Here is a 24,712-nt window from a genome sequence, read left to right on the forward strand (position 1 = left end):
GGTCATGAGTACCAGCGTCAAGCCCCGGCTCGCTGGTCGGCAACCCTCCGCCGCGGTGGGGTGCTCCGGGTGACGACCTGGCTGACGTACCGAACCCGGACGCAGCAAGCGCGGACTCCGCCGGCGAACGATTCACCATCGTCGTGGCGATCACCGACGGGTCCCTGATCGATGAGGGAAATTCGTCATGACTGTTGCCACCTCCACCTGTATCGCTCCCTTTGCTCGCGTGTCGGGCTGTGACGTGCAGGTTCCTCTGGTGCAGGGCGGAACCTGCACCTACGCGAACTTCGACTATGCGGCGAGCGCGCCGGCTCTGGCGAGTGTGACGGACCGGATCGCCGAACTGTTGCCGTTCTACGCCAGCGTGCACCGTGGTGCGGGTTATGCCTCGCGCATCAGCACCACGAGCTACGAGGAGTCGCGTGAGTCGGTTTCCCGGTTCGTCGGGGCCGACGAGGACCAGGTCGTGGTCTTCACCCGAAACACCACGGATTCGATCAACCTGCTGGCCGGTGCGGTCCCCGGTGACGTCGTGGTCCTCGACATCGAACATCACGCTAACTTGTTGCCGTGGAAGAACACTCGTGTGGTGGAAGCCGCAGATTCGGTCTCGGAGACCGTGTGGCGGATCGCCGTCGAGCTCGAGCGTGCGCCGACGGCACTGCTTGCCATCACGGGAGCCTCCAATGTGACCGGCGAGGTGCTTCCGATTGCCGAACTCGCCGACCTCGCCCACGCGTGCGGTGCACGGATTTTCGTCGACGGTGCCCAGCTGGTTCCGCATCGCCGCGTCGACCTCGCCGAGCTCGGCGTCGACTATCTCGCGTTCTCGGGCCACAAGCTCTACGCACCGTTCGGTGCCGGGGTGCTCGTCGGACGTCGCGACTGGCTCGATGTCGCGGAGCCGTACCTCGCCGGTGGTGGAGCGGTGCGTGAGGTGGCCCTCGACCGCACCGAGTGGGCGTGCGCCCCTGCCCGGCACGAAGCCGGGTCCCCGAACGTGCTGGGGGTCGCGGCGATCGCTGCCGCGTGCGACACCCTCGCGTCGCACGACGCCGAGGCAGCTGCGCGTCACGAAGAGCTGTTGTGCGCACAGCTCGTCGATGGCCTGCGCGATATTTACGGCGTGGAAATCCTTAGGCTGTGGGATGATTCGGCAGACTGCGTCGGGATCGTGACCTTCGGTATCGACGGTTTCGAGCCCGGTGAGATAGCCGCATACCTCTCGGCCGAACACGGCATCGGTGTTCGTGACGGGCGGTTCTGCGCCCACCCGTTGCTCGCTCGCGTCGGCCTTCCCGGTGGTGCGGTGCGTGCATCGCTGGGATTGGGTAGTTCCTCGGCGGACGTCGATCGTCTGCTCGCGGCGCTTCGGCAGCTGGTGGCGAATGGGCCGCAGTGGTCGTATGCCAAGGCCGACGGGGCCTGGAGTCCGTCGCCGGAGACCCGGACCGGCCTCACGCAGTCGGGCGACGGTGCGGCGGAGTGCGTCTGACGATCGCCGCAGAGATCGACAATTCCCCACGAGATCAGTAGGGTTTTCTCATGGCAGTGTGGAGTTCGGCGCAGGCAGCGGCCCAGTGGTGCCGACGCCACGTCGACCTGTGCCGCACGGCCTCCTGCATCTGTTCGGACTGACGAGGTTCCCGTTCCCGCTTTTTTCGATGCCGAGTTCGGCATATCGAGAGGAATTCTCATGTCCTACAGTAGTACATCGTCGACCGAATCACTGCGTGTCGCAGTCGAATTCGTAGAGGGGTCAGGGTCCGACGTGTGGGCCGATCTCACCGTTGATCGTGACGGTGGTGGGCCGCTCGACCTCAGTGCTGCTCCGCGCACCGTCGTGCGGGTGCGCGCCGCAGATCTACGGGAAGCACGCAAGATGCGCGATCGGGCACGAGCCGATGCCTCGGCGGAAGGCCGCGACCCCGACACCCTCACAGTGCTGGTCGACCTCGAAGTGATCGTCGACCTCGAAGCGCGCGTGGCTCGTCGCCGTGCTCAGGATGCGTGGCGCCGGGCAGGTGGGGGAGCGGCGGGCCTGTCCTATGTCGGTACTCCGACCGGGCTGGCCGGCCTGATCGCGGATATTCATGCCGTGAAGGTCGCCGACGGTGTCACCTTGATCCCGGTGGCCGGCGGCGTCACGGTCGACAACATCGTCGACGGAACCCTGCCGTGGCTCGAGTCTCGCGGACTCATCGAGATCGCACCGTCGTCGGTGGAGTTGGGTCGCAGGTTCGCGGCAGGTAGGGGGCGTGCCACTGGTCGCTCGGACGGTCGTGCTGCCCTCGCATCCTGACCTCCTGCACGTCGCGATCAGTCGACCTCGAGGTCGACGCCCGCGGTGATCCGTAGGAGCTCGGTGTACGAGGTGCGGAAGAGGGTGTCCAGGCTCCCTCCCGATGCCCACAGCTCGGGGTATCCCGCCAACGCGCTGTCGACGTAGGTCGGCAGATTGGTGGGGTGCCCGAGCGGTGCCACGCCGCCCGGTGGCTGCCCAGTGACCTCGGTGATCAGGTCGTCGGGGGCGGGAGTGAGGGTGCCGGCCAGTCTGGCGCCGGCCCGCTCGAGTGAGACCCGGTGCGCGCCCGAGACGAGAACCAGTATCGGCTCCTCGTCGAGAAGGAGTACGAGGGACTCGACGATGGCTCCGACGTCGACCCGCACTGCAGCTGCTGCCTGTTCGGCGGTGCGCACCGGAGTCGACTGCGTGGTGATCAGGCCGTGATGTCCTCGGGCGATGAGGGTGTCGGCGACTCGGGCAGCATTCGGGTGCAGAGGCCTGGGCATGATGCCACCCTATGAAAACCGGTGACTGCTGTGACCGGATCCAGAAGGATCGACGTGATCGGAAGCTCGGTGCGCTTTACGCGCTCAAATATTACTCTCGAGTAATGACTGATTCATCCAGTTGGAAGGCGTTCACCGTCGAGCGCACCGAACACGTAGCCCAGGTCACGCTCATCGGCCCGGGCAAAGGCAACGCGATGGGACCGGATTTCTGGTCGGAACTGCCGCAGATCTTCGCGCAACTCGACACCGACCCCGAGGTTCGCGCCGTCGTGCTCACCGGCTCCGGCAAGCACTTCTCGTACGGCCTCGACCTTCCGGGCATGGCCGGTGAGCTCGGGCCGGTGCTGGCCGACAAAGCGCAGGCGAAGCCCCGCACCGATTTCCACGCCATGGTCAAGCGCATGCAGGGTGCCATCACGGCCGTCGCCGACTGCCGTAAGCCCGTCGTCGCTGCAATCTCGGGATGGTGCATCGGCGGCGGCGTCGACCTCATCGCGGCGGCCGACATCCGCTACGCCAGCGCCGACGCCCAATTCAGCGTCCGTGAGGTCAAGGTCGGTATGGTCGCCGACGTGGGTAGCCTCGCGCGCCTTCCCCGGATCATCGGTGACGGGCACCTACGTGAACTCGCGCTGACCGGCAAGGACATCGACGCGGCACGTGCCGAGAAGATCGGCCTCGTGAACGACGTCTTCGACGACGCCGCGGCAACACTCGCCGCAGCGCACGCGAGCGCCGCCGAGATCGCGGCCAACCCCCCGCTCGTGGTCCACGGCATCAAGGACGTCCTCGACCACACGCGGTCCGCGCAGGTCGACGACAGTCTTCGCTATGTCGCGGCCTGGAACTCGGCGTTCCTGCCGTCCGAAGACCTCACCGAAGCGATCGCGGCCGTGATGCAGAAGCGCACGCCGGAGTTCAAGGGGCGTTAGGAAGCAACCTGCAGAAAGACGACATCTCCCGGCCGATTTCGTTATCGGCCGGGAGATGTCGCCTTCAGGGGACGCGGTGTCTGCCGTCGTCCTACGTACTCAGTGTCCGCCGTTGTCCTTCAAGCGCGCGATCGACGCGGTGACCTCGGCCTCGGCGTCGGCCCGGCCCGCCCAATCGGCAGCTTCGACATGCTTGCCCGGCTCGAGATCCTTGTAATGCACGAAGAAGTGCTTGATTGCGTCGAGCTCGAACTGCGGCACATCGCTGATGTCCTGGATGTGATCCCAGCGCGGGTCACCGGCCGGAACGGCCAGGACCTTGTCGTCTCCGCCGGCCTCATCGACCATCTTGAACATGCCGACCGGGCGTGCATCGACGATCACGCCGGGGTACACGGACTCGGGGAGCAGCACCAGGCAGTCGAGCGGATCGCCGTCCTCACCGAGAGTGTTCTCGATGTAGCCGTAGTCGGCGGGGTAACCGAAGGAGGTGTAGAGGTAGCGGTCGAGCTTGACGCGGCCGGTCTCGTGATCGACCTCGTACTTGTTGCGCTGCCCCTTGGGGATCTCGATGGTGACCTCGAACTCCACGCCTTGCCTCACTTCGTCGATGTTTGCCAGTCGATACGACGTCCGTATCTGCGGCGATGGTCCGCAGTGAGGATAACCGCCCCGACGCTACGCTGTAGGTGCAGGTACCGGACCACCACGCGACCACCGAGGGCGCGAGTGTGTTGGACACAGCGGAGGCGCGTTGGCGGGGCAAGGCAAGAGCAAGAAGCAGGGCGGACTCGAGACCCGCAGACGCCGGAGCTTCCGGATCCTGCTCGGTATCTGGATCGTGGGATTCCTGGCACTGGTGGTCGGTGGCGCGTTCGCGGTGTACGACGTCCGCAGCACTGCATCTGCCGCGGTGGTCCCCGCCCCCGCGCCCGTCATTGCTGCGCCGCAGGTCGCAGCTGTCACCGACTCCGCCCCCGCACCCAGCCCCTCCGGGCTCTCCGCCGCGCTCGGCGCCGCCGTGGCGAACCCGGGACTCGGCGCATTCACCGGATCGGTCACCGACGCCGCGACGGGCACGGTGCTCTGGTCACACGAGCCCGACCGTCCGATGACACCGGCGTCCACCACGAAACTGCTCACGGCAGCAGCGGCCCTGATCGCCCTGCCGAGCGACCATCGGATCACGACGAAGGTGGTGTCCGGATCCCGGCCGGGCGAGATCGTGCTGGTCGCCGGGGGAGACCCGACGCTGACAGCGCAGCCCGCCGGTCAGGACGGCTTCTATCCGGGCGCTCCGCGCATCGCCGACCTCGCCGACCAGATCACACGTTCCGGAAGTGTGGTCGACACCGTGCTCGTCGACACCGGTGCGTACAGCGGCGAGCTCCTCGCACCCGGCTGGTTCCCCGAGGACATCCCCGCGGGCTTCGTTGCCCCGATCGAGCCGGTGATGCTCGACGGCGGGCGATCCGACCCGCTCGAAGACGAATCGCCGCGCAGCGCCACACCCGCCCTGGACGCAGGACGGGCACTTGCCACTGCACTCGGCGCAGATCCCGCGACAGTGGCCCTCGCGTCCGCCCCACCCGGTGCGACTCCCATGGCATCGGTGCAATCGGCACCGCTGCGCGACCGGCTCGGCCAGATGGTGAGCCGATCCGACAATGTGCTCGCCGAGGCAATCGGTCGCGAGGTCGCCATGGAGGCCGGGGCCGGGGCTTCCTTCTCCGATGCCACCGGCGCCGTCCTGCGTGTGCTGCAGGGCGCGGGCTTCGACACCTCCGGGGTGACGCTTGTCGACCTCAGCGGCCTTTCGATCGACGACCGGATCCCTGCCGGTCTGCTCGACTCGATCATGGCGGCCGCCGCAGCACCGGACCGCGAGGAACTGCGGCCCATACTCGACTACCTGCCTGTCGCTGGGGGCACCGGCACCCTCGCTGATCGCTACGGTGCGACGAATCGCGCCGGAGCCGGGTGGGTTCGAGCCAAGACGGGCACACTGAATCTGGTGAGTGGACTTTCGGGTTATGTCGTCGACGTCGACGGTCGGGTGCTCTCGTTCGCGTTGCTGTCCAACGATCGTTCCCCCGGCGAGGCCAGGCCCGCGCTCGATGCGGTGGCCGCGGTCCTCCGACAATGCGGATGCCGATGAGTGGCGCCGACCGCGCACTCGGCGATGCGATCGACTGGTCGTTCGCGGCGGGAGTCGGCGCGCGGCTGGCGCGGCCGGCGCCTGCGATGTCGCGCTACACCTACGACACCGCGGCCGCTGAACTCGCGTCCGCGTCGGATCGGGCCGAGGCGCCGGTCCGGGATCTGACCGGCCTCGTCGGCGGTGCTGCGCCGCGGCCCGCGCTCGTCGTCGACCGCCCGGGGTGGGTCCACGCGGCTGCCGCTTCGATGTCCGAACTGGTCGGCGAAGGGGAGAACCGCTCGTGGGCCGCGAAGCCCGCAGGAGCACAGGCCGGCGCGATGCTCGCCTATCTGTCCTCGGCGGTGCTCGGACAGTACGACCCGTTCTCCAGGACGCTGCTGCTGGTCACCCCGAATGTTGTCGCCGTCGAACGGGCACTGAAGGTTCCGACGGCAGACTTCCGGTTGTGGGTATGCCTGCACGAGGTGACCCACAGGGTGCAGTTCGCGGAGGCACCCTGGATGGCCGATCTCATGCGCGCAGCCGCCGGGGAACTCTCGGCAGCCGTCGACGAGCCGATCGGCGACATCGCGCGACGCCTCGCCTCGGCAGTCCGTGACCTGCGCGAACCTGAAGGCAAACCGATGTCGCAGCGAGGCATGCTCGGCCTGATGCGTGCGCTGCAGGCCGAACCGCAACGCGAAAGCCTCGACCGGATGCTCGCGCTGGGCACCCTGCTCGAGGGGCACGCGGACCATGTCATGGACGCGGTCGGCCCGTCGGTGGTTCCCTCGGTGGTCCGCATCCGTCGCGCGTTCGACAGCCGGCGGCGACGCAGCAGCAATCCGATCCACCGCGTCATCCGCATCCTGCTCGGGATGGACGCGAAGATCGCGCAGTACGTCCACGGCAAGAGGTTCGTCGACGCCGTCGTGGAGAAGGTGGGGATGGAGCGGTTCAACGTGGTCTGGTCCGGGCCGGACGCACTGCCGACACTCGGCGAGATCGACAAGCCGGAAGCCTGGATCGCGCGAGTGCTGGGCTGACGATGGCTGCGGTATCGCCACCCCTGCTCCCCTCGACCCCCGCGATCCACGAGATCCGATTGGCAGTGCGCGCGTGGCTCACCGAGCACAACGTGACCACCGTCGTCGTCGGGCTTTCCGGTGGTGCCGACTCGGCGGCCCTGACCGCCGCCGCCGTCGCCGAGGCTCATGCGGTGCACGCAGTAGTGGTGGATCACCGATTGCAGGCCGGATCCGACGTGGTCGCCGCACGAGCCGTCGAGTTCGCGGAGTCGATCGGATGCGCGTCTGCGCAGCTACGAGCGGTCGATGTGGCCGGTCCCGGCGGACTCGAAGCCGCCGCCCGCCGCGCGCGATACGGGGTCCTCGACGACGCGCGGTGTGGCAATCCTGTGCTACTCGGACACACTCTCGACGATCAGGCCGAAACCGTTCTGCTCGGCCTCGGCCGCGGCTCGGGTCTGCGGTCGATCCGTGGAATGGCGTCGTTCGACGACCCGTGGGGACGCCCTCTACTCGGCGTTCGGCGCGACACCACTCGCCTGGCGTGTCAGGAACTCGGCTACGACCCGTACGAGGATCCGCACAACTCGGACCCACGGTTCACGCGCGTGCGGCTGCGGAGCGAGGTTCTGCCCCTGCTGGAGGACGCTCTCGGTGGTGGAGTCGCTGCGGCCCTCGCGCGAACCGCGGCGCAGTTGCGCGAAGACGGTGAAGCTCTGGACGCGGCCGCGGCGAGCGTGCTTTCCGAGGCCCTCGGACAACCGGGCGCCTCAGCAGGAGAGCAGCAACTCGATACCGCGACGCTCGCGTCGGCGCCACCCGCGGTCGGGCGTCGTGCGGTGCGGGCGTGGTTGATCGAAATGGGAGTCTCGTCACCGCCCGACCGAACCCTCCGCGCAGTGGACGCCCTGGTGAGAGGATGGCGCGGGCAGGGACCGGTGGCCGTCGGCCGCGGTCCCGGACGGGGGAGCAGGTTGGTGGTGGCACGACGGCGTGGCAGGCTGATCCTCGAGTTCGTCGACCAGCAACGGTGTGCGGACGACTGACGGAAGGTAGGTAGGACCCGGTGTACGAAGGCGATATTGCGTCGGTGCTGATCTCGCAGGAAGAGATCGAGAAGCGCACTGCAGAACTGGCAGAGTCGATCGCCGAACGGTATCCGCCGGGTGCACCCGAAGGCGATCTGCTTCTCATCGGCGTGCTCAAGGGCGCGATCTTCTTCATGACCGACTTCGCTCGCGCGTTGCCGATCCCGACGCAGATGGAGTTCATGGCCGTCAGTTCGTACGGTTCGTCGACGTCGTCCTCCGGCGTGGTGCGCATCCTCAAGGACCTCGACAAGGACATCGCCGGCCGCCATGTGCTGATCGTCGAGGACATCATCGATTCGGGACTGACCCTGTCGTGGCTGCTCCGCAACCTCAAGACCCGTAACCCTGCTTCGCTCGAGGTCGTCACGCTGCTGCGTAAGCCTGACGCCTGCAAGATCGACGTCGAGGTCGCGGATGTCGGCTTCGACATCCCCAACGAGTTCGTGGTGGGCTACGGACTGGACTACGACGAGCGGTACCGCGACCTGCCGTACATCGGCACTCTCGATCCGAAGGTGTACAGCAACGAGAGCTGAGTGAGGCTACTGCAATGAGGAGCGGTGGTCCGGACGGACCGCGACCGACCGTTGCAGCGCCTCCAGATCCTGCTCCATGAGCCGGAACAGCCAGTACACGAACACGAATGCGCCGATACTGCCCACGGAAAGCACACGCACCGCGGGCTGGATCTGGGCGATCTCGTCGACCGTGAGGAATGTCGACCCAGCGACTGCGACGAGGGGCACTGCCGCCGCGACGGCGAGATACCGAATGCTGCGACGGTGCAGGCCTTCGAGTTCGCGGGCATCGGTGGTGTCGGTCGCGCCGTGGGGGAGGAACGCCGGGTAGATCGACCGCACCATGTAGAACGAGACGAAGAAGAACGGGTACGCCACTGCGATCGTTCCGCACACGACGATCGACGTGACGAAATGGGTGATCGCCCTGCTGTCGAGCGCTCCCGACACGGACTCCATGATCACCGGAAACAGAATCCCCGACAGGACCCACAGGATCATCACCACCGCGGTGATGCGATCAGCGATGAGCAGGGCGTCATGCCGGGCCCGCGCGAGTTCGGCGGCGTCGTACTGCCGTCCGCGGCGCAATCCCCGGGGCACGGTGATCAGCCTCCGCGCGAGGTAGACGATGACCAGGGCGCCGAGAGGAAACACGGTGGCGTTGATGATCAGCGCGATGGTCTGGAACTGGAGCTGCGCGTCCGGCGACAACTGTCCGACGATCAGATTCCGATTGTGCTGATAGTTGTAGAGCGCTCCCAGCACATTGGGGAGACCGATCGCCGCGATCATCAACGGGACGACCGGCCGGCGCAACCGCGCCCGCCAGCTCTCGGGTGGTGGGTCCACGAGTTCACGGGCGCGCGCGTCGAGGCACAGGTCGAACTGCTGCGCGAGTTCGGCGCCCGACGCCCACCGGTCGGCGGGCTCGGGTGCGAGGCATCGTGTGAGCACCCGACGGAGGGTCTGCGGGCAATCGCTGGGCAACGCGGTGAGAGCGTCGCCGTGCGGAGGCGCGCGCCGGGTGCGCAGCATCGCGTCGAGCGCGTCCACCGTGGGTGTTTCCGCGACGTGGTCGGCGCCGGGCCTGCTTCCGGTGAGCAACTCCCACAGCATCACGCCGAGTGCGTAGATGTCGCTGCGGGTGTCGAGATCGGCGGCACTGCGGGGCCGATGGGGGTGGCACGCCTCGAGTTGTTCGGGCGACATGTACGCGAGCGAACCGCCGAGATAGGCGACCGGTGAGCTGTCGTCCACCGATTTGGCGAAGCTGATGTTGAAATCGGCCAGCTTGGGCACCCCTTCGGCGGTGAGCAGCACGTTCGCCGGCTTGATGTCGCGGTGCAGCACGCCGCGGCTCTCGGCGTAGTGGAGTGCCTCGGCGAGACGTCGACCCAGCCATGCCACGGTCTCGGGCCACGTCAGGTCCGCGAGACGCTCTCGAACGGGTGATTCGGACGGTCTGATCTCGCACTTGGCCTGGAGTGCTTCATCGACAGAGTCGAGCAGCAGGCGACCGGACCGCTGCTCGGGAGGTGTCTGTCGCACCTTGTGCAGCACGCGCAACAGAGTTCCGCCGGGCATGTACTGCATGTACAGCAGACGCAGTCCGTGATCGGGCAGAATTCGCTGGTCGAAGACCCGCACTATGTAGTCATGGTCGAGCTGGGCGAGGGTCTGTGCCTCGTTTCCGCTGTTCCGCGACACTTTCACCGCGACGAGACGTTGCATCGACTGCTGCCGGGCGAGGAACACGCGTCCGAATGCGCCCGTTCCGAGGGCCGTGAGCAGGTCGAAGTCGTCGATGCGTTGCCCGGCCTCCACGTCGTCGAGCGTGATGGGGTCGCCGGAGTCCAGCATGTCCGGGAGTGTTTGCGCTGTCGCGGTGAGATCGATCGGCACGGAGTCGGCCGCACGGGTGGTCTCCGCGGGTCGTGTCCTTTCGGAAACTCGCGTGGCATCACGAATCGTGATGTCGGAAGCGGCCGTCTCGGAAACCGGGTCCGGATCCCGCGTGTCCATTGCTCGATTTTCCCACATGGCGTCGCATCGGATACGGAACAACGCACAGCTGGAAAGGCAGGGAACCCCGGCATGATCGCGCGCGTTGACATAGTAGGCCGACCACGCAGGGGCGTCCTGGCAGCGCCACGCGGTAACCTTGCGGTGCCCGATTGGTCACGGGTCTGGGAAGCGCCACAACGACCACATTGCTGACGCCACTATCGAAAGGACCGGCCGGCCCGGCCGAACCTGTATGAACCGCAAGACAGTGTTTCGTAATCTGGGGATAGTCCTCGGCATCCTGTTGGTCATCTACGCCTTCAGTTACTTCGGCGACGACACGCGCGGCTTCACAAAGGTCGATACGTCCGTCGCGATCGCGCAGCTCGACGCAGGCAACGTCAAGCAAGCGCAGATCGACGACCGTGAGCAGCAGATCAGGTTGTGGCTCGACAGCGGTAACGACTCGACCGAAGGCTCGACGGAGATCCTCGCGAAGTACCCGGCCTCGGCGTCCGAACAGGTCTTCGACAAGGTCGCTGCATCCGATGCCGAATCATTCGACACACAGGTCACCCAGGAGAGCTGGCTGACGTCGATTCTTCTGTTCGTGTTGCCGATGATCATCCTGCTCGGTGTGTTCATCTTCGTGATGAGCAGGATGCAAGGTGGCGGCCGTGGCGGCATGATGGGCTTCGGCAAGTCGAAGGCCAAGCAGCTGTCCAAGGACATGCCGAAGACGACCTTCGCCGACGTCGCAGGCGCGAACGAAGCCGTCGAAGAGCTCTACGAAATCAAGGACTTCCTGCAGAACCCCGCTCGTTACCAGGCATTGGGCGCGAAGATCCCGAAGGGCGTACTTCTGTACGGACCTCCCGGCACCGGCAAGACCCTGCTCGCCCGCGCGGTCGCAGGTGAGGCGGGAGTCCCGTTCTTCACGATCTCCGGCTCCGACTTCGTCGAGATGTTCGTCGGTGTCGGCGCCTCGCGCGTACGCGACCTCTTCGAGCAGGCCAAGCAGAATTCGCCATGCATCATCTTCGTGGACGAGATCGACGCGGTCGGCCGTCAGCGCGGCGCAGGACTCGGCGGCGGGCACGACGAGCGTGAGCAGACACTCAACCAGTTGCTGGTGGAGATGGACGGCTTCGGCGACCGCCAGGGCATCATCCTCATCGCGGCCACGAACCGCCCCGACATCCTCGATCCCGCCCTGCTGCGTCCCGGTCGTTTCGACCGGCAGATCCCCGTCAGCAATCCCGATCTGGCCGGGCGTCGCGCGATCCTCCAGGTGCATTCCAAGGGCAAGCCGATCGACCAGCATGCCGACCTCGAAGGCCTCGCGAAGCGCACCGTGGGTATGTCCGGCGCGGATCTCGCGAACGTCGTCAACGAGGCTGCACTGCTGACCGCCCGTGAGAACGGCACCGTCATCACCGAGGCGATCCTCGAAGAATCCGTCGACCGCGTGATCGGCGGCCCCCGTCGCAAGAGCCGGATCATCAGCGAGCACGAGAAGAAGATCACCGCCTACCACGAAGGCGGGCACACACTCGCAGCGTGGGCGATGCCCGATATCGAACCGGTCTACAAGGTCACGATCCTTGCTCGTGGCCGTACCGGCGGGCACGCGATGACAGTGCCCGAGGACGACAAGGGCCTGATGACACGCTCGGAGATGATCGCGCGGCTCGTCATGGCGATGGGTGGTCGAGCCGCGGAAGAACTGGTGTTCCGCGAGCCCACCACCGGTGCGTCATCCGATATCGATCAAGCAACCAAGATCGCCCGCGCGATGGTCACCGAGTACGGCATGAGTGCGAAGCTCGGAGCTGTTCGCTACGGTCAGGAACAGGGCGATCCGTTCCTCGGTAGGTCCATGGGCGTGCAGTCCGACTACTCGCACGAGATCGCACGGGAGATCGACGAGGAGGTGCGCAACCTGATCGAGGCTGCGCACACGGAAGCCTGGTCGATTCTCAACCAGTATCGCGACGCACTCGACCTCATTGCAGGTGAACTGCTCGAGCACGAGACGCTCACCCGCAAGGACCTCGAACGGATTCTCGCTACGGTCGAGAAACGTCCCCGAATCACGACATTCAACGATTTCGGTGATCGTGTGCCGTCGGACAAGCCGCCGATCAAGACTCCCGGCGAACTCGCCAAGGAACGCGGCGAGCCGTGGCCGCCGGAGCCGCCGTCGCTGACCAAGCCCGCGCCGCAGGAACAGCCGCAGGTGCCGCAGCAACCGCAGCAGTTCCCGCCACCGCAGCAGCAGTACCAACAGCCGCAGCAGCCCGCAGGTCAGGCGCCTCAGTCCACCGGTCCTGCTCCGACCCAGCAGATGTTCGGACAGCCGTCTGCAGGACAGGCTCCGCAGGCGCCCGCTCCGGCGCAGCAGCCGCCGGCGCAGCAGCCGTCCGGCCAGAGCAACGGCTACCAGGCTCCGCAACCGGCACCTGCGTCGGAACCCATGCCGGGCTTCCCGCCGGCTGCCGACCAGTACACGGGCGGCCCCCGGCACGCGACCCGCCCCGATTACGGTGCTCCCGCGGGTTGGTCGGCACCCGGATGGCCGCCGCAGGATCGGCCGAACCAGCCGCAGGACCAGTCCGGCGGCGTCTATCAGCGGGGCTACCCCGACTGGACACAGCAGGGCAACGCGGACGGCGTGAGCGGCGCAGGCGGCGACACCGGCTCGCAGCGCGACGACGACGACGGCCGGACACCACCCGAGCCTCCCCCCACGCAACCGTGGGACGGGCCGGCAGGCCACCGCTGAGCTTGCGCGGAAACAGCGTAGTTCCCAGATCACATCCAGAAAGTGGAGGACGTCGGGTGTCGGTGAATCACCTCAATACGGAGGCGAGTCCTGCCTCGGGCAACCATGACGACACTGAGTCGTTGAGTCTGTCGTCGGGTCGGCCCTTCGATCAGGCCCGGGCCGAAGCAGCCGTGCGGGAACTGCTCATTGCGGTCGGCGAGGACCCCGAACGCGAAGGGCTGCGCGACACTCCGGCTCGTGTCGCACGGGCCTACCGCGAGGTGTTCAGCGGACTGTTCACCGTTCCCGACGAGGTACTCAACACCACCTTCGACGAAGGCCACCAGGAACTCGTCATGGTGCGCGACATTCCGATGTACTCGACGTGTGAGCACCACCTCGTCTCGTTTCACGGTGTCGCCCACGTCGGCTACATCCCCGGGTCCACGGGGCGCGTGACAGGACTGTCGAAACTCGCCCGCCTCGTCGACCTCTACGCGAAGCGACCGCAGGTGCAGGAACGTCTGACGAGTCAGATCGCCGACGCACTCGTGCGCAAGCTCGAGCCGCGCGGCGCCATCGTCGTCGTCGAAGCCGAGCACCTGTGCATGGCGATGCGCGGTATCCGGAAACCGGGAGCGAGCACCACGACATCCGCGGTGCGCGGGTTGTTCCAGACGAGTTCGGCGTCTCGCGCAGAAGCCCTGGATCTCATCCTGCGCCGGTGAGCATCCCTACGGACACACAGTGGCCCCTCATGCGGGACGCACAGCGGCCCATCGTGATGGGCGTACTCAACGTCACCAGCGACTCCTTCTCCGACGGAGGACGCTATCTCGATCGTGACACCGCGATCGCCCGCGGATTCGAGCTCCGCGAACTCGGAGTCGACATCGTCGACGTCGGCGGCGAATCGACCCGTCCTGGCGCGGCCCGGGTCGATCCCGAGATCGAGGCCGCACGCGTCGCGCCTGTCATCGAGGCGCTGGCTGCGGCCGGGATCGCCACCAGCGTCGACACCATGCGCGCGTCCGTTGCCGCTGTCGCCATCGACGCCGGGGTGACGATCGTCAACGACGTATCGGGAGGCCGGGCGGATCCGAACATGGCGTCTGTCGTGGCGTCGGCGGGAGTCCCGTGGATCCTGATGCACTGGCGACCCACCGGCGAGTTCGTTCACGCAGGGGGAAGCACCCACTACGACGATGTGGTGCGCGAGGTTCGCGACGAACTCCTCACCCAGGTCGATGCCGCACTCGCGGCGGGAGTCGCGCGCGAGAACCTCGTCCTCGATCCCGGTCTGGGATTCGTGAAGAACCCCGATCACAACTGGGAACTCCTTCATCGGCTGCCCGAGCTGACCGAACTCGGACTCCCGGTGCTGATCGGTGCGTCGCGCAAACGATTCCTGGGGTCTCTGCTCGCCGCACCCGACGGGACCGTGCGCTCGCCGGATGGGCGGGAGGTCGCGACAGCGGTGGTTTCGGCCCTCGCTGCGACACACGGTGCGTGGGGTGTGCGAGTACACGATGTGCAGGCGAGTCGCGATGCGCTTGCCGTCGTTCGGGCATGGCAACGAGGCAGTGCGGAAGGTGTACGCGGTGGGTGATCGCATCGAACTGCGCGGGCTGAAGGTTCGTGGCAACCACGGGGTGTTCGATCACGAGAAGCGTGACGGGCAGGACTTCTTCATCGACATCGTCGCGTGGCTGGACCTGGCTCCGGCCGGAGCCAGCGATGATCTCGTCGACACCCTCGATTACGGGGGACTCGCCGAGCGGGCCGCCGCGATCGTCGGCGGCCCTGCGCACGACCTCATCGAGACAGTGGCCGGCCGGATCGCGGACAGCGTCCTGGCTGATGGCCGGGTGTCGCGGGTGGAGGTGACCGTGCACAAGCCGTCGGCGCCGATCCCCCTGACGTTCACCGATGTGGCGGTGGTGGTCGATCGGGTCCGGGGCACCGAATGAGTCGCGCGGTGCTGTCGATCGGCTCCAATCTCGGAGACCGGCTCGCGTATCTGAAAACCGTTGTCGACGCCCTCGGGCCGCGAGTATGCGCGGTGTCGAGTGTGTACTCCACTGCGCCGTGGGGTGGTGTCGAGCAGCAGGATTTCCTCAACGCCGTCGTGGTCGCCGAGGACGACAGTTTCGGCGAGTACGACTGGCTGACTCTGGGACGTGAACTCGAAGCTGCCGCCGCTCGCGTCAGAGTGCAGCATTGGGGCCCTCGAAGTCTCGACGTCGATGTCGTCGTCTGCCGAACCGATGCGGGGGAGGTGCGCAGTGACGACCCCGAGTTGTTGCTGCCGCATCCTCGCGCACACGAGCGTGCCTTCGTCCTGGTTCCGTGGCTCGACGTCGAACCGGCTGCGAGTCTCGCCGCGAATGGGCACACCCGACCGATCTCGGACTGGCTCTCGGACCTCGACGAGGCCGAACGGGTCGGCGTGCACCGCACCGACCTGGTGCTGGTCGATCATGCGCCGGGCGCGGAGGACGATCCCGGGGATCGCCGATGATGAAAGCGACACGAATCCGCGACCTGCTGGCTCTCGGGCTGCTCGCCGCGGTTGTTGCGTGGTTGCTGATCCGCACCATGTACGGTTCGTTGCCGCCGATCCCGGTGTATGCCGGTGCATCGCTGTATCCGGTGGCTGCCCTCGAAATGGTGCTTGCATTCATGATCCGCTCGCGGGTGAACAACCATCAGCTCGGCGACGGACCTCGCCAGTTGCACCCCATCACCGCGGCACGCTCGGTGGCGCTGGCCAAGGCGTCTGCACTCGTCGGAGCGGCGAGTGCCGGCGTGTGGGCGGGCTTTCTGCTGTATCTCCTGCCGCAGCGAGGCACGGTGCAGGCCGCGTCCGAAGACACGTCGGGCGTGATCGTCGGTGCGATCGCGGGTGTGGCGCTCGTCGCGGCAGCATTGTGGCTCGAACATTGTTGCCGCACACCCGAGGATCCGGACGAGCCGTCCGAGCCCGCGACCTGAGGGTGCGGTCGGCCCCGTGGGCCGATCGTCGCGATTCGACTGCGTGTCGCGATGATCTCAGGCCCGGCCGAGCGTCGGCCAGTACCCTGGCAATCATGGTGTTCCGGGCGCGAGGCAGTAAGGATCGGCGGCCGTGGCGTAGTTCCGGCTCGGTCATCGTTGCCGGGCTTCTTGCGCTCGCGATGGTCGCCTCGTTGTTGCTCGTGTTCAGCGACAGCGTTCAGATGCTACGAATCGCCGTGGTCGTCGCGTTGTGGTGCGCGGTCGTCGGGGCCATTGCAATGACCAAATACCGCCGGGAATCGGCGCTCGACAGGGCCAAGGCGGAAGACCTCAAGACCGTGTACGAGTTGCAACTCGACCGCGAGATCTCGGCACGCCGCGAATACGAGTTGGGGGTCGAGGAGAAGGTCCGGTCCGAGCTCCGGATCGACGACGACGAAATGACCGCACTGCGAACCGAACTCGCGGCGCTGCGCCGCAGCCTCGAAGCCTTGTTCGACGGGAAGCTCCCCGATGACGGTCTTGCGCTGGAGGGCGAGTCCGTCCGCGAACTCGACAGCGCGCCCCGGGTGAACGCTCCGAGCCCCTCCGGTCCGGCATTTGCATCGCCCGACGACGAACCGTTGACGGCGGAAACCGAGATCGTGACGTCCGGTGCCGAACAGTCGGATGCGGAGCGAGCGGTCGACGCCGAATCCGATGACGCCGAAGCCGCGGCCGCGAAGTCGGACACGCCGGGTGTACCGGCGGGGCGGCGGGCTCGTCGTCGCCGTGATGCGGAGGCGTCCGGCAGCCACGTACAGGGTCGGTCCGTCGCTGAAATCCTGGCGAACCTGTCGTCGGATCGCTGAGAACCGCGCTCGCCGGCCTCTCCGGTGAGGTATAGATCACGCCGCTTCTCCATGGCCTGTCACAAAGGCCGCGCGCTATTGTCGTGCAGAACGTCCGGTACCCGCTGCGCGGGACTGGAACGAACGAGAGGACCCCCGTGACTTCCTTCGGGATCACAAACGCGCCCGCCCCTGCCCGGCTGTCCGTGGGCATCGTCTCCGCAGGGCGTGTCGGAACCGCACTGGGAGCGGCGCTCGAACGTGCCGGACACGTCGTCGTTGCATGTTCGGCGGTGTCCGAAGTGTCCAAACATCGCGCCCACACGCGTCTGCCGGAGTCTCAGATCCTGCCTGTCGACGAAGTCGCGGGCAGATGCGATCTGCTCCTGCTGGCAGTGCCTGATTCGGAGCTCGCCGGATTGGTTGCCGGCCTCGCAGCCACCGGAGTCGTGCGCCGTGGCACGTTGGTCGTGCACTGTTCCGGTGCCCACGGCATCGAGATCCTCGCGCCGCTGACCCGAGTAGGCGCAACTCCACTCGCGATCCATCCCGCGATGACCTTCACCGGTCACGACGAGGACACAGCACGTCTGTCGTCGACGTGTTTCGGGATCACCGCCGCCGACGAGGTCGGTTACGCGATTGCGCAGGCGCTCGTCATCGAGATCGGCGGCGAACCGGTCCGGGTGTCCGAGGCGATGCGCCCGCTCTACCACGCGGCTCTCGCTCACGGCAGCAATCACCTGGTCACACTGGTATCCGACGCTGTCGAAGCCCTGCGGAACGCACTTGCAGGGGACGAACTCCTCGGCCAGCAACTCGTCGATGCCGAGCCCGGTGGAGTCGCCGAGCGTGTCATAGCGCCGCTGCTCACCGCGGCGCTCGACAACGTCCTGCGGCGCGGTCCGGCGGCCCTGACCGGCCCGGTGGCACGCGGCGACGCTGACGCGGTGGCCACACACTTGCGTGTGCTCGAGGACGTCGATCCGCAGATCGCCGCCGGATACCGCGCTCTGTCGTTGAGATCTGCGCAGCGCACCGGTTCGAAGCCGGAACTGATGGAAATCCTCGAAGGGGCTGATCACAGTGAGTGAAACGGAACAGCGCGGATACGTGCGCGGCGAACTGACCGTGCACCACGACCCGGCTGCCCTGACCAAGGTCACGAAGGCTCTGCGCGGCGTCGGTCGCACCGTGGCCCTCGTACCGACGATGGGTGCACTCCACACCGGGCACCTCGAACTCGTGCGGCAGGCCAAGCTGACCGGCGCGGTCGTGGTGGTGTCGATCTTCGTCAATCCATTGCAGTTCGGTGCGAACGAAGATCTCGACGCATACCCGCGCACCGTCGACGCGGACATCGAGTTGCTGCGCGATGCCGGAGTGGAACTCGTGTTCGTCCCGTCCGTCGCCGCGATGTACCCGGCGGGGCGTCGTACGATGATCCATCCGGGCCCGCTCGGTGCCGAGCTCGAAGGCGGATCGCGCCCGACGCATTTCGCTGGCATGCTCACGGTCGTCGCGAAGTTGCTGCAGATCGTCGGACCGAACAGCGCGTTCTTCGGCGAGAAGGACTATCAGCAGCTCACGTTGATCCGCCAGATGGTGACCGACCTGAACTTCGACGTTCGGATCATCGGTGTGCCCACGGTTCGGGAAGCCGACGGCCTCGCGTTGTCGTCGCGCAACCGCTACCTCGACGCCGAGCAGCGGGAGATCGCCACCGTCCTGTCCGCGGCGCTCGTCGCGGGCGCGCATGCCGCTGCCGGTGGCGCCGACGCGATCCTGTCGGCGGCGCACGACGTGCTGGCCTCCGCACCTGCAATCGAGGTGGACTATCTGGAGTTGCGCGGAGCCGACCTCGGCGAAGCTCCCGAGCGAGGCGACGGCCGGCTGCTCGTGGCCGCACGACTGGGCTCCACCCGTTTGATCGACAACGTGGGGGTCGCGGTCGGAACAGGCTTCCTCGAACGGGCGACCGGCCCGGTCGATCCCGATGCCGAAGACGACCTGCTCGCTCGCTGACGCGAGTTCACGACGAGAAGAAAGAAACTGAGGACCGACATGTTTCGCACCATGATGAAGTCGAAGATCCACCGCGCAACGGTGACGCACGCCGACCTGCATTACGTCGGTTCGGTGACGGTCGACCAGGATCTGATGGACGCGGCGGATCTGCTCGAAGGTGAGCAGGTGTGCATCGTCGACATCGACAACGGCAACCGTCTCGAGACGTACGTCATCGCCGGCGAGCGTGGATCCGGTGTCATCGGGATCAACGGCGCTGCAGCGCATCTCGTGAATCCCGGCGACCTGGTCATTCTCATTGCCTACGGCGTGATGAACGAACAGGAATGCAAGGATTACGCGCCGCGTGTCGTGTTCGTCGATGCGGAGAACCGCCAGGTCGAACTGGGCAGCGACCCCGCGCACGCACCCGAGGGGTCCGGTCTGATCACCCCGCGGATGCTGTCGACTCTCGACGCATCGATGGTGTAGTGGTGCTCCTGGCTGTCGATGTCCGGAATTCCGACATCGTTCTGGGCCTGTTCACCGGCAGCGGTTCGCACGCAAAACTGCTGCGGGATTGGCGGATTCGTACCGATTCGCGGATGACCGCGGACGAACTCGCTTTCGCGTTCCGGGGATTGCTGGGTGATCACGTGGAGCAGATCACCGGTGTCGTTGCGCTGTCGACGGTCCCGTCGGTGTTGCGAGAGTTGAGGGTGATGCTCGCCCGGTACTGGGATCGGGTACCCCACGTGGTGGTCGAACCCGGTGTCCGTACGGGGGTTCCGCTGCTCGTCGACAATCCGAAGGAGGTCGGCGCCGACCGGATCGTCAACAGTCTTGCCGCCCATCATTTCTACGGCGGCCCCTGCATCGTCGTCGATTTCGGTACGTCGACCTGCGTCGACGTGGTGTCTGCGAAGGGCGAGTTCCTCGGTGGTTGCATCGCGCCCGGGGTGGAGATCTCGATGGACGCACTTGCGTCGCAATCGGCGGCTTTGCGCATGGTCGAACTCGTGCGGCCGCGGGCGGTGCTCGGCAAGAACACCGTCGAATGCATGCAATCAGGAGCGGTTTTCGGCTTTGCCGGCATGGTCGACGGGCTCGTCGGCCGAGTGTGCGCGGAGGTCCCCGGATTCGGCGGTGACGACGTCGTGGTGATCGCCACCGGCGACAGCGCCCCGCTGATCATGGAGGAATCGCGTCTGCTCGAGCATCACGAACCGGACTTGACCCTCGAAGGTCTGAGGTTGGTCTACGAGCGGAATCAGGAACGGCGTGCGTCGAGGCGGGGGGCCGCCGAGGCTTCCGCGCGCCGCAATTCTGTGTAAGAATGTCTCCCGTGATCCGCCGCATGTGTGCCCAGGAGTGTTGTCGAGGCTGACGTCCGCCTCGATCGATAACACCTTCCTGGGAGCTTTTTCATGCGCGCTGCGCTTGTCTCGTCCTTCTCTTCATCGCCCTCCGTTCCGGTTGCGCTTCTGCCGCTTGCCGTCGAGCGAACCTATCCCACAGAACTGGCTGCCGCCGTTGCTCGCGGCGCAGTGATCGTCGATGTCCGCACCACGGCTCAGCGCGAGGCTCAGGGCACGCTGCCCGGCGCCCTCGCGATCTCCGAGGAGCTGGTCACGGCCCGACTCGACCCCGCGAATCCCGGTCGTCTGGCCGTCGCCGTCGACCTGGACGTCGAGTGGATCCTGGTATCCGCCGAGGGCGCCGATTCACACCGCCTCGTCGCGGGCCTGCAAGAGCGAGGCCTGCGTCGTGTCTCCCACATGGCGGGCGGCTACCACGCGATCCTGGAGGCCCGGATGGTTCAGGCCGTCACGCAGGCCCATCACATCCTCGCCGACGTGGAGCGCGTCACAGCGCACTGAGGAACTGTGCGGCTGCGCCGTTGTGACGTGGCGCTCTCGGATAGTCTGGTTACCCGTGAGTGATGCCAGCGTTCAGCAGCCCGACGATACCCCCGAACAGATCCGGGTCCGCCGCGACAAGCGCGAACGACTCCTGGCCGAAGGCAAGGATGCGTATCCCGTCGTCGTGCCGCGCACGCACACGCTCGCGGAGATTCGTGCCGAGTACCCCGATCTCGAACCGGACACAGCGACCGGTGTGCAGGTCGGTGTGGTCGGACGTGTGATCTTCATGCGCAACACCGGCAAGCTGTGCTTCGCCACCCTGCAGGAAGGCGACGGAACCCAGCTGCAGGTGATGGTCAGTCTCGCCGCCGTGGGCGAGGAGTCCCTCGCCGAGTGGAAGTCGCTCGTCGATCTCGGTGACTTCGTGTTCGTGCACGGTGAGGTGATCAGCTCCAAGCGCGGTGAACTCAGCGTCATGGCCGATTCGTGGTCGATGGCGTCGAAGGCTCTGCGACCGCTCCCTGTCGCGCACAAGGAGATGAACGAGGAATCCCGGGTTCGGCAGCGTTACGTCGACCTGATCGTCCGCCCGGAGGCCCGCAAGAACGCCCGGATGCGCGTCGAGGTCGTGCGTGAGGTTCGAAACGCGCTCGAGCGCCGCGGATTTCTCGAGGTCGAGACGCCGATGCTCCAGACGCTGCACGGTGGTGCTGCCGCGCGCCCCTTCGTGACGCATTCGAATGCCCTCGACATCGACCTGTATCTGCGTATCGCGCCCGAGCTTTTTCTGAAGCGTTGTGTGGTCGGCGGCATCGACAAGGTCTTCGAAATCAACCGCAATTTCCGTAACGAGGGTGCCGACTCCACGCATTCACCGGAGTTCGCGATGCTCGAGACCTACGAGGCCTACGGTACGTACGACGATTCCGCGAAGATGATTCGTGAGATGATCCAGGAGGTCGCCTTCGCTGTGTTCGGCAGCCACGTCGTCACTCTGGCGGACGGCACCGAATACGACTTCGGCGGGGAATGGAAAGTCCTCGAGATGTACCCGTCGTTGTCGCAGGCGATCGGAACCGATGTCACACCCGACACCACGATCGCGGAATTGACCGATCTGGCAGGCAAAGTGGGGCTCGAAATTCCCGAAGGGAAGGGATGGGGGCACGGTAAGCTCGTGGAAGAGCTGTGGGAGCACATGTGCAGCGACCAGTTGAACGAGCCCACATTCGTCCGCAATTTCCCGGTCGAGACCTCGCCGCTCACCCGCGATCACCGCACTGTGCGCGGAGTCACGGAAAAATGGGACCTCTATGTGCGCGGTTTCGAGCTGGCCACCGGATATTCGGAACTCGTCGATCCCGTAATTCAGCGTGAGCGGTTCGTGGATCAGGCACGTCTCGCGGCCGAGGGCGATGACGAGGCAATGGCTCTCGACGAGGATTTCCTCGCCGCTATGGAACAGGGAATGCCGCCTACCACCGGAACCGGGATGGGAATCGATCGGTTGCTGATGGCGCTGACCGGCCTGGGAATCAGGGAAACTATCCTCTTCCCCATTGTTCGCCCGACCACTCGCTGAATAGGCCCGAAACCTTTCGGTATAGACATGCGTTAATTGCGCGGTATTGTGGTCTGGTCCCGTGGGGGGAAAGCGCATTTCTTGATGGAGAGGGTTTCCAGCACATGGCAAAGAAGGTCACCGTCACACTTATCGACGATGTCGACCAGGAATCGGCGGCAGACGAGTCGGTAGAGTTCGGACTCGACGGCGTGACCTACGAGATCGATCTGTCGGAAGACAATGCGGCAGCGTTGCGGGAACAGTTGGAGTACTGGATTCAGCACGCCCGTAAGGTCGGCGGCCGTAAGCGCAGCAAAGCCGTACAAAGTGCACCGGCGGCGAGCAAGTCGTCGCGGGGAACAACGGATCGCGAGCAAACTGCTGCTATCCGTGAATGGGCGCGAAACAACGATCTCCAGGTCTCCGCACGTGGGCGGATCTCTGCCGACATTATCGAGCAGTACAACAACGCGCACTGAGTTTTTCGGCCCAGGCCGAACAGCGCCGTCGGTGTCCGCTGCTGCGGACGCCGACGGCGCTGTCGCATTTCGTTCGCGTGCATTTGTCGCCGGTGTCTTCCGGCGTAACATCTCTGCTCATGGCCGAACGTGTGCTGGTGCCGGGGGAAACATGCTGGAGGACGGAGCATGCCGATCGGCTCACCTTCATCGTCGAGGCGGCAGACTATTTTCGTCACGCGAAATCGGCGATGTTGCAGGCGCGTGAACGCATCATGTTGATCGGATGGGATTTCGATACCCGGATCAAGTTCGAACCGGGCGGTCGCACGCTGGACGGGCCGAACCGGCTCGGCGCATTTCTGAAATGGCTCCCGAAGCAGAATCCCGACCTCGACATCCACCTCCTCAAATGGAACATCGGCGCACTCGCGGCGATCGGCAGGGGCATGACGCCGGTGTTCGTCCTCGACTGGCTCACCGACCCGCGCGTGCATTTCGAAATGGATGGCGCGCACCCGGTCGGTGCAGCCCATCACCAGAAGATCATCGTCATCGACGACGCACTCGCATTCTGCGGTGGCATCGACATGACCGTCGACCGGTGGGACACCTCCGATCACCCCGACCGCAGTCGATATCGACGTGAACCGAACGGGCGACGCTACGGTCCCTGGCACGACGTCACTGCCGCGGTGGACGGCGCGGCCGCACGCGCACTCGGCGACCAGGCGCGTGCGCGATGGAAGTCGGCAACGGGGGTGGATCTCGACCCCGCCGGTCCTCGTGACGCATTTTGGCCTGACGGGCTCGCGCCTTCGGTCACCGACATCGACGTGTCGATCGCCAGAACTCTGCCCGAGTACGGCGACCGTGAGGACGTCCACGAGATCGAGGCGCTCTATCTCGCAGTGATCGCGAAGACCCGGAGCAGCCTGTACCTCGAAAGTCAGTATCTGGCGTCCCGCACCATCGCGGAAGCGCTCGCCGCGAGGCTGGGTGAGGACGATGGTCCCGAGATCGTGCTCGTGATACCCCGCAATGCGGAGGGTTGGCTCGAGCGGAAGGCGATGGACGGTGCCAGGCGTTCCCTGTTGCATCTGCTGTGGGCCGCCGACGTCCACGGCAGGTTTGAGGCCTACTACCCGGTGACCGAGGCCGGTAGGCCGATCTATGTGCACGCGAAGGTCGTCGTCATGGACGACATCCTGGTGCGGATCGGATCGTCGAACCTCAACAACCGGTCCATGGGCTTCGACACCGAATGCGATCTTGCACTCGAAGCCGCTGGTGCGGGCGATCCGGTCTCTCGCGCGGCGGCAGACCTGCGCAGCAGGCTTCTCTGCGAGCACCTCGATGTCGATGCGCAGACCTGGGACCGGGCCGTCGAGGAAGAGGGGTCGTTGCTCGCGGCGATCGAGCGCCTGCGGGGTTCGGGCCGTTCCCTGCGTCCGTTCGGACCGGGTACGGTTGGACAGGAGGGCAGTCCCCTCGCGGAGAACGCGCTCATGGATCCGGAGCGGGCACCGAAGAGTGCAGGTCGGCGGATCCGACAGGTTCTCACTCGCTGACCGTCTGTTCGCTTCTGGCGTACAGGTTGCGGAAACGTATGCGTCACGTGCAGCGTTACCTCTTGTAGTCGTGTTTTCCGCTACCACCTTCCGGGGTGGAGGGGAAGCGGGTGGAATTCACGCCAACTAGAGTGTCGA

The 24,712-nt window shown here is 66.0% G+C and carries 25 protein-coding genes and 1 riboswitch; of the genes, 22 read left to right on the forward strand and 3 right to left on the reverse strand.

Annotation, left to right across the window (positions count from 1 at the left end):
- Window positions 1-117, forward strand: a riboswitch (SAM riboswitch).
- A 70-nt stretch (window positions 118-187) separates the two neighbouring features.
- Entirely contained in the window at window positions 188-1,498 is a 1,311-nt protein-coding gene (locus HCA61_RS09880) for an aminotransferase class V-fold PLP-dependent enzyme (protein WP_169688029.1), read from the forward strand.
- A gap of 201 nt (window positions 1,499-1,699) precedes the next feature.
- Window positions 1,700-2,305, forward strand: a complete 606-nt coding sequence (locus tag HCA61_RS09885; RefSeq protein WP_169688030.1) for an LLM class flavin-dependent oxidoreductase — start codon at window positions 1,700-1,702, stop codon at window positions 2,303-2,305.
- Window positions 2,306-2,322: 17 nt separating this feature from the next.
- Here the strand turns inward: HCA61_RS09885 and HCA61_RS09890 are convergent, their stop codons facing one another.
- The gene (locus HCA61_RS09890) at window positions 2,323-2,796 is read right to left on the reverse strand and encodes a YbaK/EbsC family protein (protein ID WP_169688031.1); all 474 of its coding nucleotides are present in this window, start codon (window positions 2,794-2,796) and stop codon (window positions 2,323-2,325) included.
- Window positions 2,797-2,900: 104 nt separating this feature from the next.
- On the opposite strand from HCA61_RS09890, the gene HCA61_RS09895 reads away from it, so the two are divergent.
- A complete protein-coding gene (locus HCA61_RS09895; RefSeq protein WP_169688032.1) occupies window positions 2,901-3,731 on the forward strand; it encodes a crotonase/enoyl-CoA hydratase family protein in 831 nt (276 codons plus the stop codon).
- Window positions 3,732-3,830: 99 nt separating this feature from the next.
- Here the strand turns inward: HCA61_RS09895 and HCA61_RS09900 are convergent, their stop codons facing one another.
- A complete protein-coding gene (locus HCA61_RS09900) occupies window positions 3,831-4,322 on the reverse strand; it encodes an inorganic diphosphatase (protein WP_169688433.1) in 492 nt (163 codons plus the stop codon).
- A 163-nt stretch (window positions 4,323-4,485) separates the two neighbouring features.
- Here HCA61_RS09900 and dacB point away from each other — a divergent pair, with 163 nt between their 5' ends.
- From dacB to hpt, 4 genes are read left to right on the forward strand one after another with little or no spacing between them, the layout of a single operon-like run.
- A complete protein-coding gene (gene dacB, locus HCA61_RS09905) occupies window positions 4,486-5,889 on the forward strand; it encodes a D-alanyl-D-alanine carboxypeptidase/D-alanyl-D-alanine-endopeptidase (RefSeq protein ID WP_169688033.1) in 1,404 nt (467 codons plus the stop codon).
- On the forward strand, window positions 5,880-6,917 hold the full coding sequence (locus tag HCA61_RS09910) for a zinc-dependent metalloprotease (protein ID WP_206039924.1): 1,038 nt from the start codon (window positions 5,880-5,882) through the stop codon (window positions 6,915-6,917). The genes dacB and HCA61_RS09910 overlap by 10 nt, the downstream gene beginning before the upstream one ends.
- 2 nt (window positions 6,918-6,919) lie before the next feature.
- On the forward strand, window positions 6,920-7,945 hold the full coding sequence (tilS, locus tag HCA61_RS09915) for a tRNA lysidine(34) synthetase TilS (protein WP_169688035.1): 1,026 nt from the start codon (window positions 6,920-6,922) through the stop codon (window positions 7,943-7,945).
- A gap of 20 nt (window positions 7,946-7,965) precedes the next feature.
- Window positions 7,966-8,526, forward strand: a complete 561-nt coding sequence (gene hpt / locus HCA61_RS09920) for a hypoxanthine phosphoribosyltransferase (RefSeq protein WP_169688036.1) — start codon at window positions 7,966-7,968, stop codon at window positions 8,524-8,526.
- Between the two features lie 6 nt (window positions 8,527-8,532).
- On the opposite strand, the gene HCA61_RS09925 is transcribed toward hpt, so the two are convergent.
- Complete coding sequence (locus tag HCA61_RS09925; RefSeq protein ID WP_169688037.1) at window positions 8,533-10,533, reverse strand: serine/threonine-protein kinase; 2,001 nt, start codon at window positions 10,531-10,533, stop codon at window positions 8,533-8,535.
- A 235-nt stretch (window positions 10,534-10,768) separates the two neighbouring features.
- Here HCA61_RS09925 and ftsH point away from each other — a divergent pair, with 235 nt between their 5' ends.
- From ftsH to HCA61_RS10000, 15 genes are all read left to right on the forward strand, one after another.
- A complete protein-coding gene (gene ftsH / locus HCA61_RS09930) occupies window positions 10,769-13,300 on the forward strand; it encodes an ATP-dependent zinc metalloprotease FtsH (RefSeq protein ID WP_169688038.1) in 2,532 nt (843 codons plus the stop codon).
- 62 nt (window positions 13,301-13,362) lie between these two features.
- Window positions 13,363-14,010, forward strand: a complete 648-nt coding sequence (gene folE, locus HCA61_RS09935; RefSeq protein ID WP_247274604.1) for a GTP cyclohydrolase I FolE — start codon at window positions 13,363-13,365, stop codon at window positions 14,008-14,010.
- Window positions 14,011-14,039: 29 nt separating this feature from the next.
- Window positions 14,040-14,891: a dihydropteroate synthase gene (gene folP / locus HCA61_RS09940; RefSeq protein WP_169688434.1), complete on the forward strand. Its 852-nt coding sequence runs from the start codon at window positions 14,040-14,042 to the stop codon at window positions 14,889-14,891.
- Window positions 14,884-15,252 (forward strand): dihydroneopterin aldolase, encoded by a 369-nt coding sequence (gene folB / locus HCA61_RS09945; protein ID WP_169688040.1) that lies wholly within the window; start codon window positions 14,884-14,886, stop codon window positions 15,250-15,252. The genes folP and folB overlap by 8 nt, the downstream gene beginning before the upstream one ends.
- Window positions 15,249-15,803, forward strand: a complete 555-nt coding sequence (folK, locus tag HCA61_RS09950) for a 2-amino-4-hydroxy-6-hydroxymethyldihydropteridine diphosphokinase (protein ID WP_169688041.1) — start codon at window positions 15,249-15,251, stop codon at window positions 15,801-15,803. Before folB ends, folK begins: the two co-directional genes overlap by 4 nt.
- Entirely contained in the window at window positions 15,800-16,276 is a 477-nt protein-coding gene (locus HCA61_RS09955; RefSeq protein ID WP_169688042.1) for a DUF3180 domain-containing protein, read from the forward strand. The genes folK and HCA61_RS09955 overlap by 4 nt, the downstream gene beginning before the upstream one ends.
- Window positions 16,277-16,371: 95 nt before the next feature.
- Window positions 16,372-17,130 (forward strand): APC family permease, encoded by a 759-nt coding sequence (locus HCA61_RS09960; RefSeq protein ID WP_169688043.1) that lies wholly within the window; start codon window positions 16,372-16,374, stop codon window positions 17,128-17,130.
- 137 nt (window positions 17,131-17,267) lie between these two features.
- Window positions 17,268-18,203 (forward strand): DUF2520 domain-containing protein, encoded by a 936-nt coding sequence (locus HCA61_RS09965; RefSeq protein WP_169688044.1) that lies wholly within the window; start codon window positions 17,268-17,270, stop codon window positions 18,201-18,203.
- Window positions 18,196-19,134 (forward strand): pantoate--beta-alanine ligase, encoded by a 939-nt coding sequence (gene panC / locus HCA61_RS09970; RefSeq protein WP_169688045.1) that lies wholly within the window; start codon window positions 18,196-18,198, stop codon window positions 19,132-19,134. The genes HCA61_RS09965 and panC overlap by 8 nt, the downstream gene beginning before the upstream one ends.
- 39 nt (window positions 19,135-19,173) lie before the next feature.
- On the forward strand, window positions 19,174-19,608 hold the full coding sequence (gene panD / locus HCA61_RS09975) for an aspartate 1-decarboxylase (protein WP_054718669.1): 435 nt from the start codon (window positions 19,174-19,176) through the stop codon (window positions 19,606-19,608).
- 2 nt (window positions 19,609-19,610) lie between these two features.
- A complete protein-coding gene (locus HCA61_RS09980; protein ID WP_169688435.1) occupies window positions 19,611-20,450 on the forward strand; it encodes a type III pantothenate kinase in 840 nt (279 codons plus the stop codon).
- Window positions 20,451-20,543: 93 nt separating this feature from the next.
- The gene (locus tag HCA61_RS09985) at window positions 20,544-20,996 is read left to right on the forward strand and encodes a rhodanese-like domain-containing protein (protein ID WP_169688046.1); all 453 of its coding nucleotides are present in this window, start codon (window positions 20,544-20,546) and stop codon (window positions 20,994-20,996) included.
- A gap of 55 nt (window positions 20,997-21,051) precedes the next feature.
- Window positions 21,052-22,563, forward strand: a complete 1,512-nt coding sequence (gene lysS, locus HCA61_RS09990) for a lysine--tRNA ligase (RefSeq protein ID WP_169688047.1) — start codon at window positions 21,052-21,054, stop codon at window positions 22,561-22,563.
- Window positions 22,564-22,667: 104 nt separating this feature from the next.
- A complete protein-coding gene (locus tag HCA61_RS09995) occupies window positions 22,668-23,024 on the forward strand; it encodes an Lsr2 family protein (protein ID WP_169688048.1) in 357 nt (118 codons plus the stop codon).
- A 119-nt stretch (window positions 23,025-23,143) separates the two neighbouring features.
- Entirely contained in the window at window positions 23,144-24,574 is a 1,431-nt protein-coding gene (locus HCA61_RS10000) for a phospholipase D-like domain-containing protein (protein WP_169688049.1), read from the forward strand.
- The last annotated feature ends 138 nt before the right edge of the window (window positions 24,575-24,712 follow it).

Origin of the sequence: Rhodococcus sp. HNM0563 (assembly GCF_012726195.1) — a bacterium.
Taxonomy (GTDB): domain Bacteria; phylum Actinomycetota; class Actinomycetes; order Mycobacteriales; family Mycobacteriaceae; genus Rhodococcus.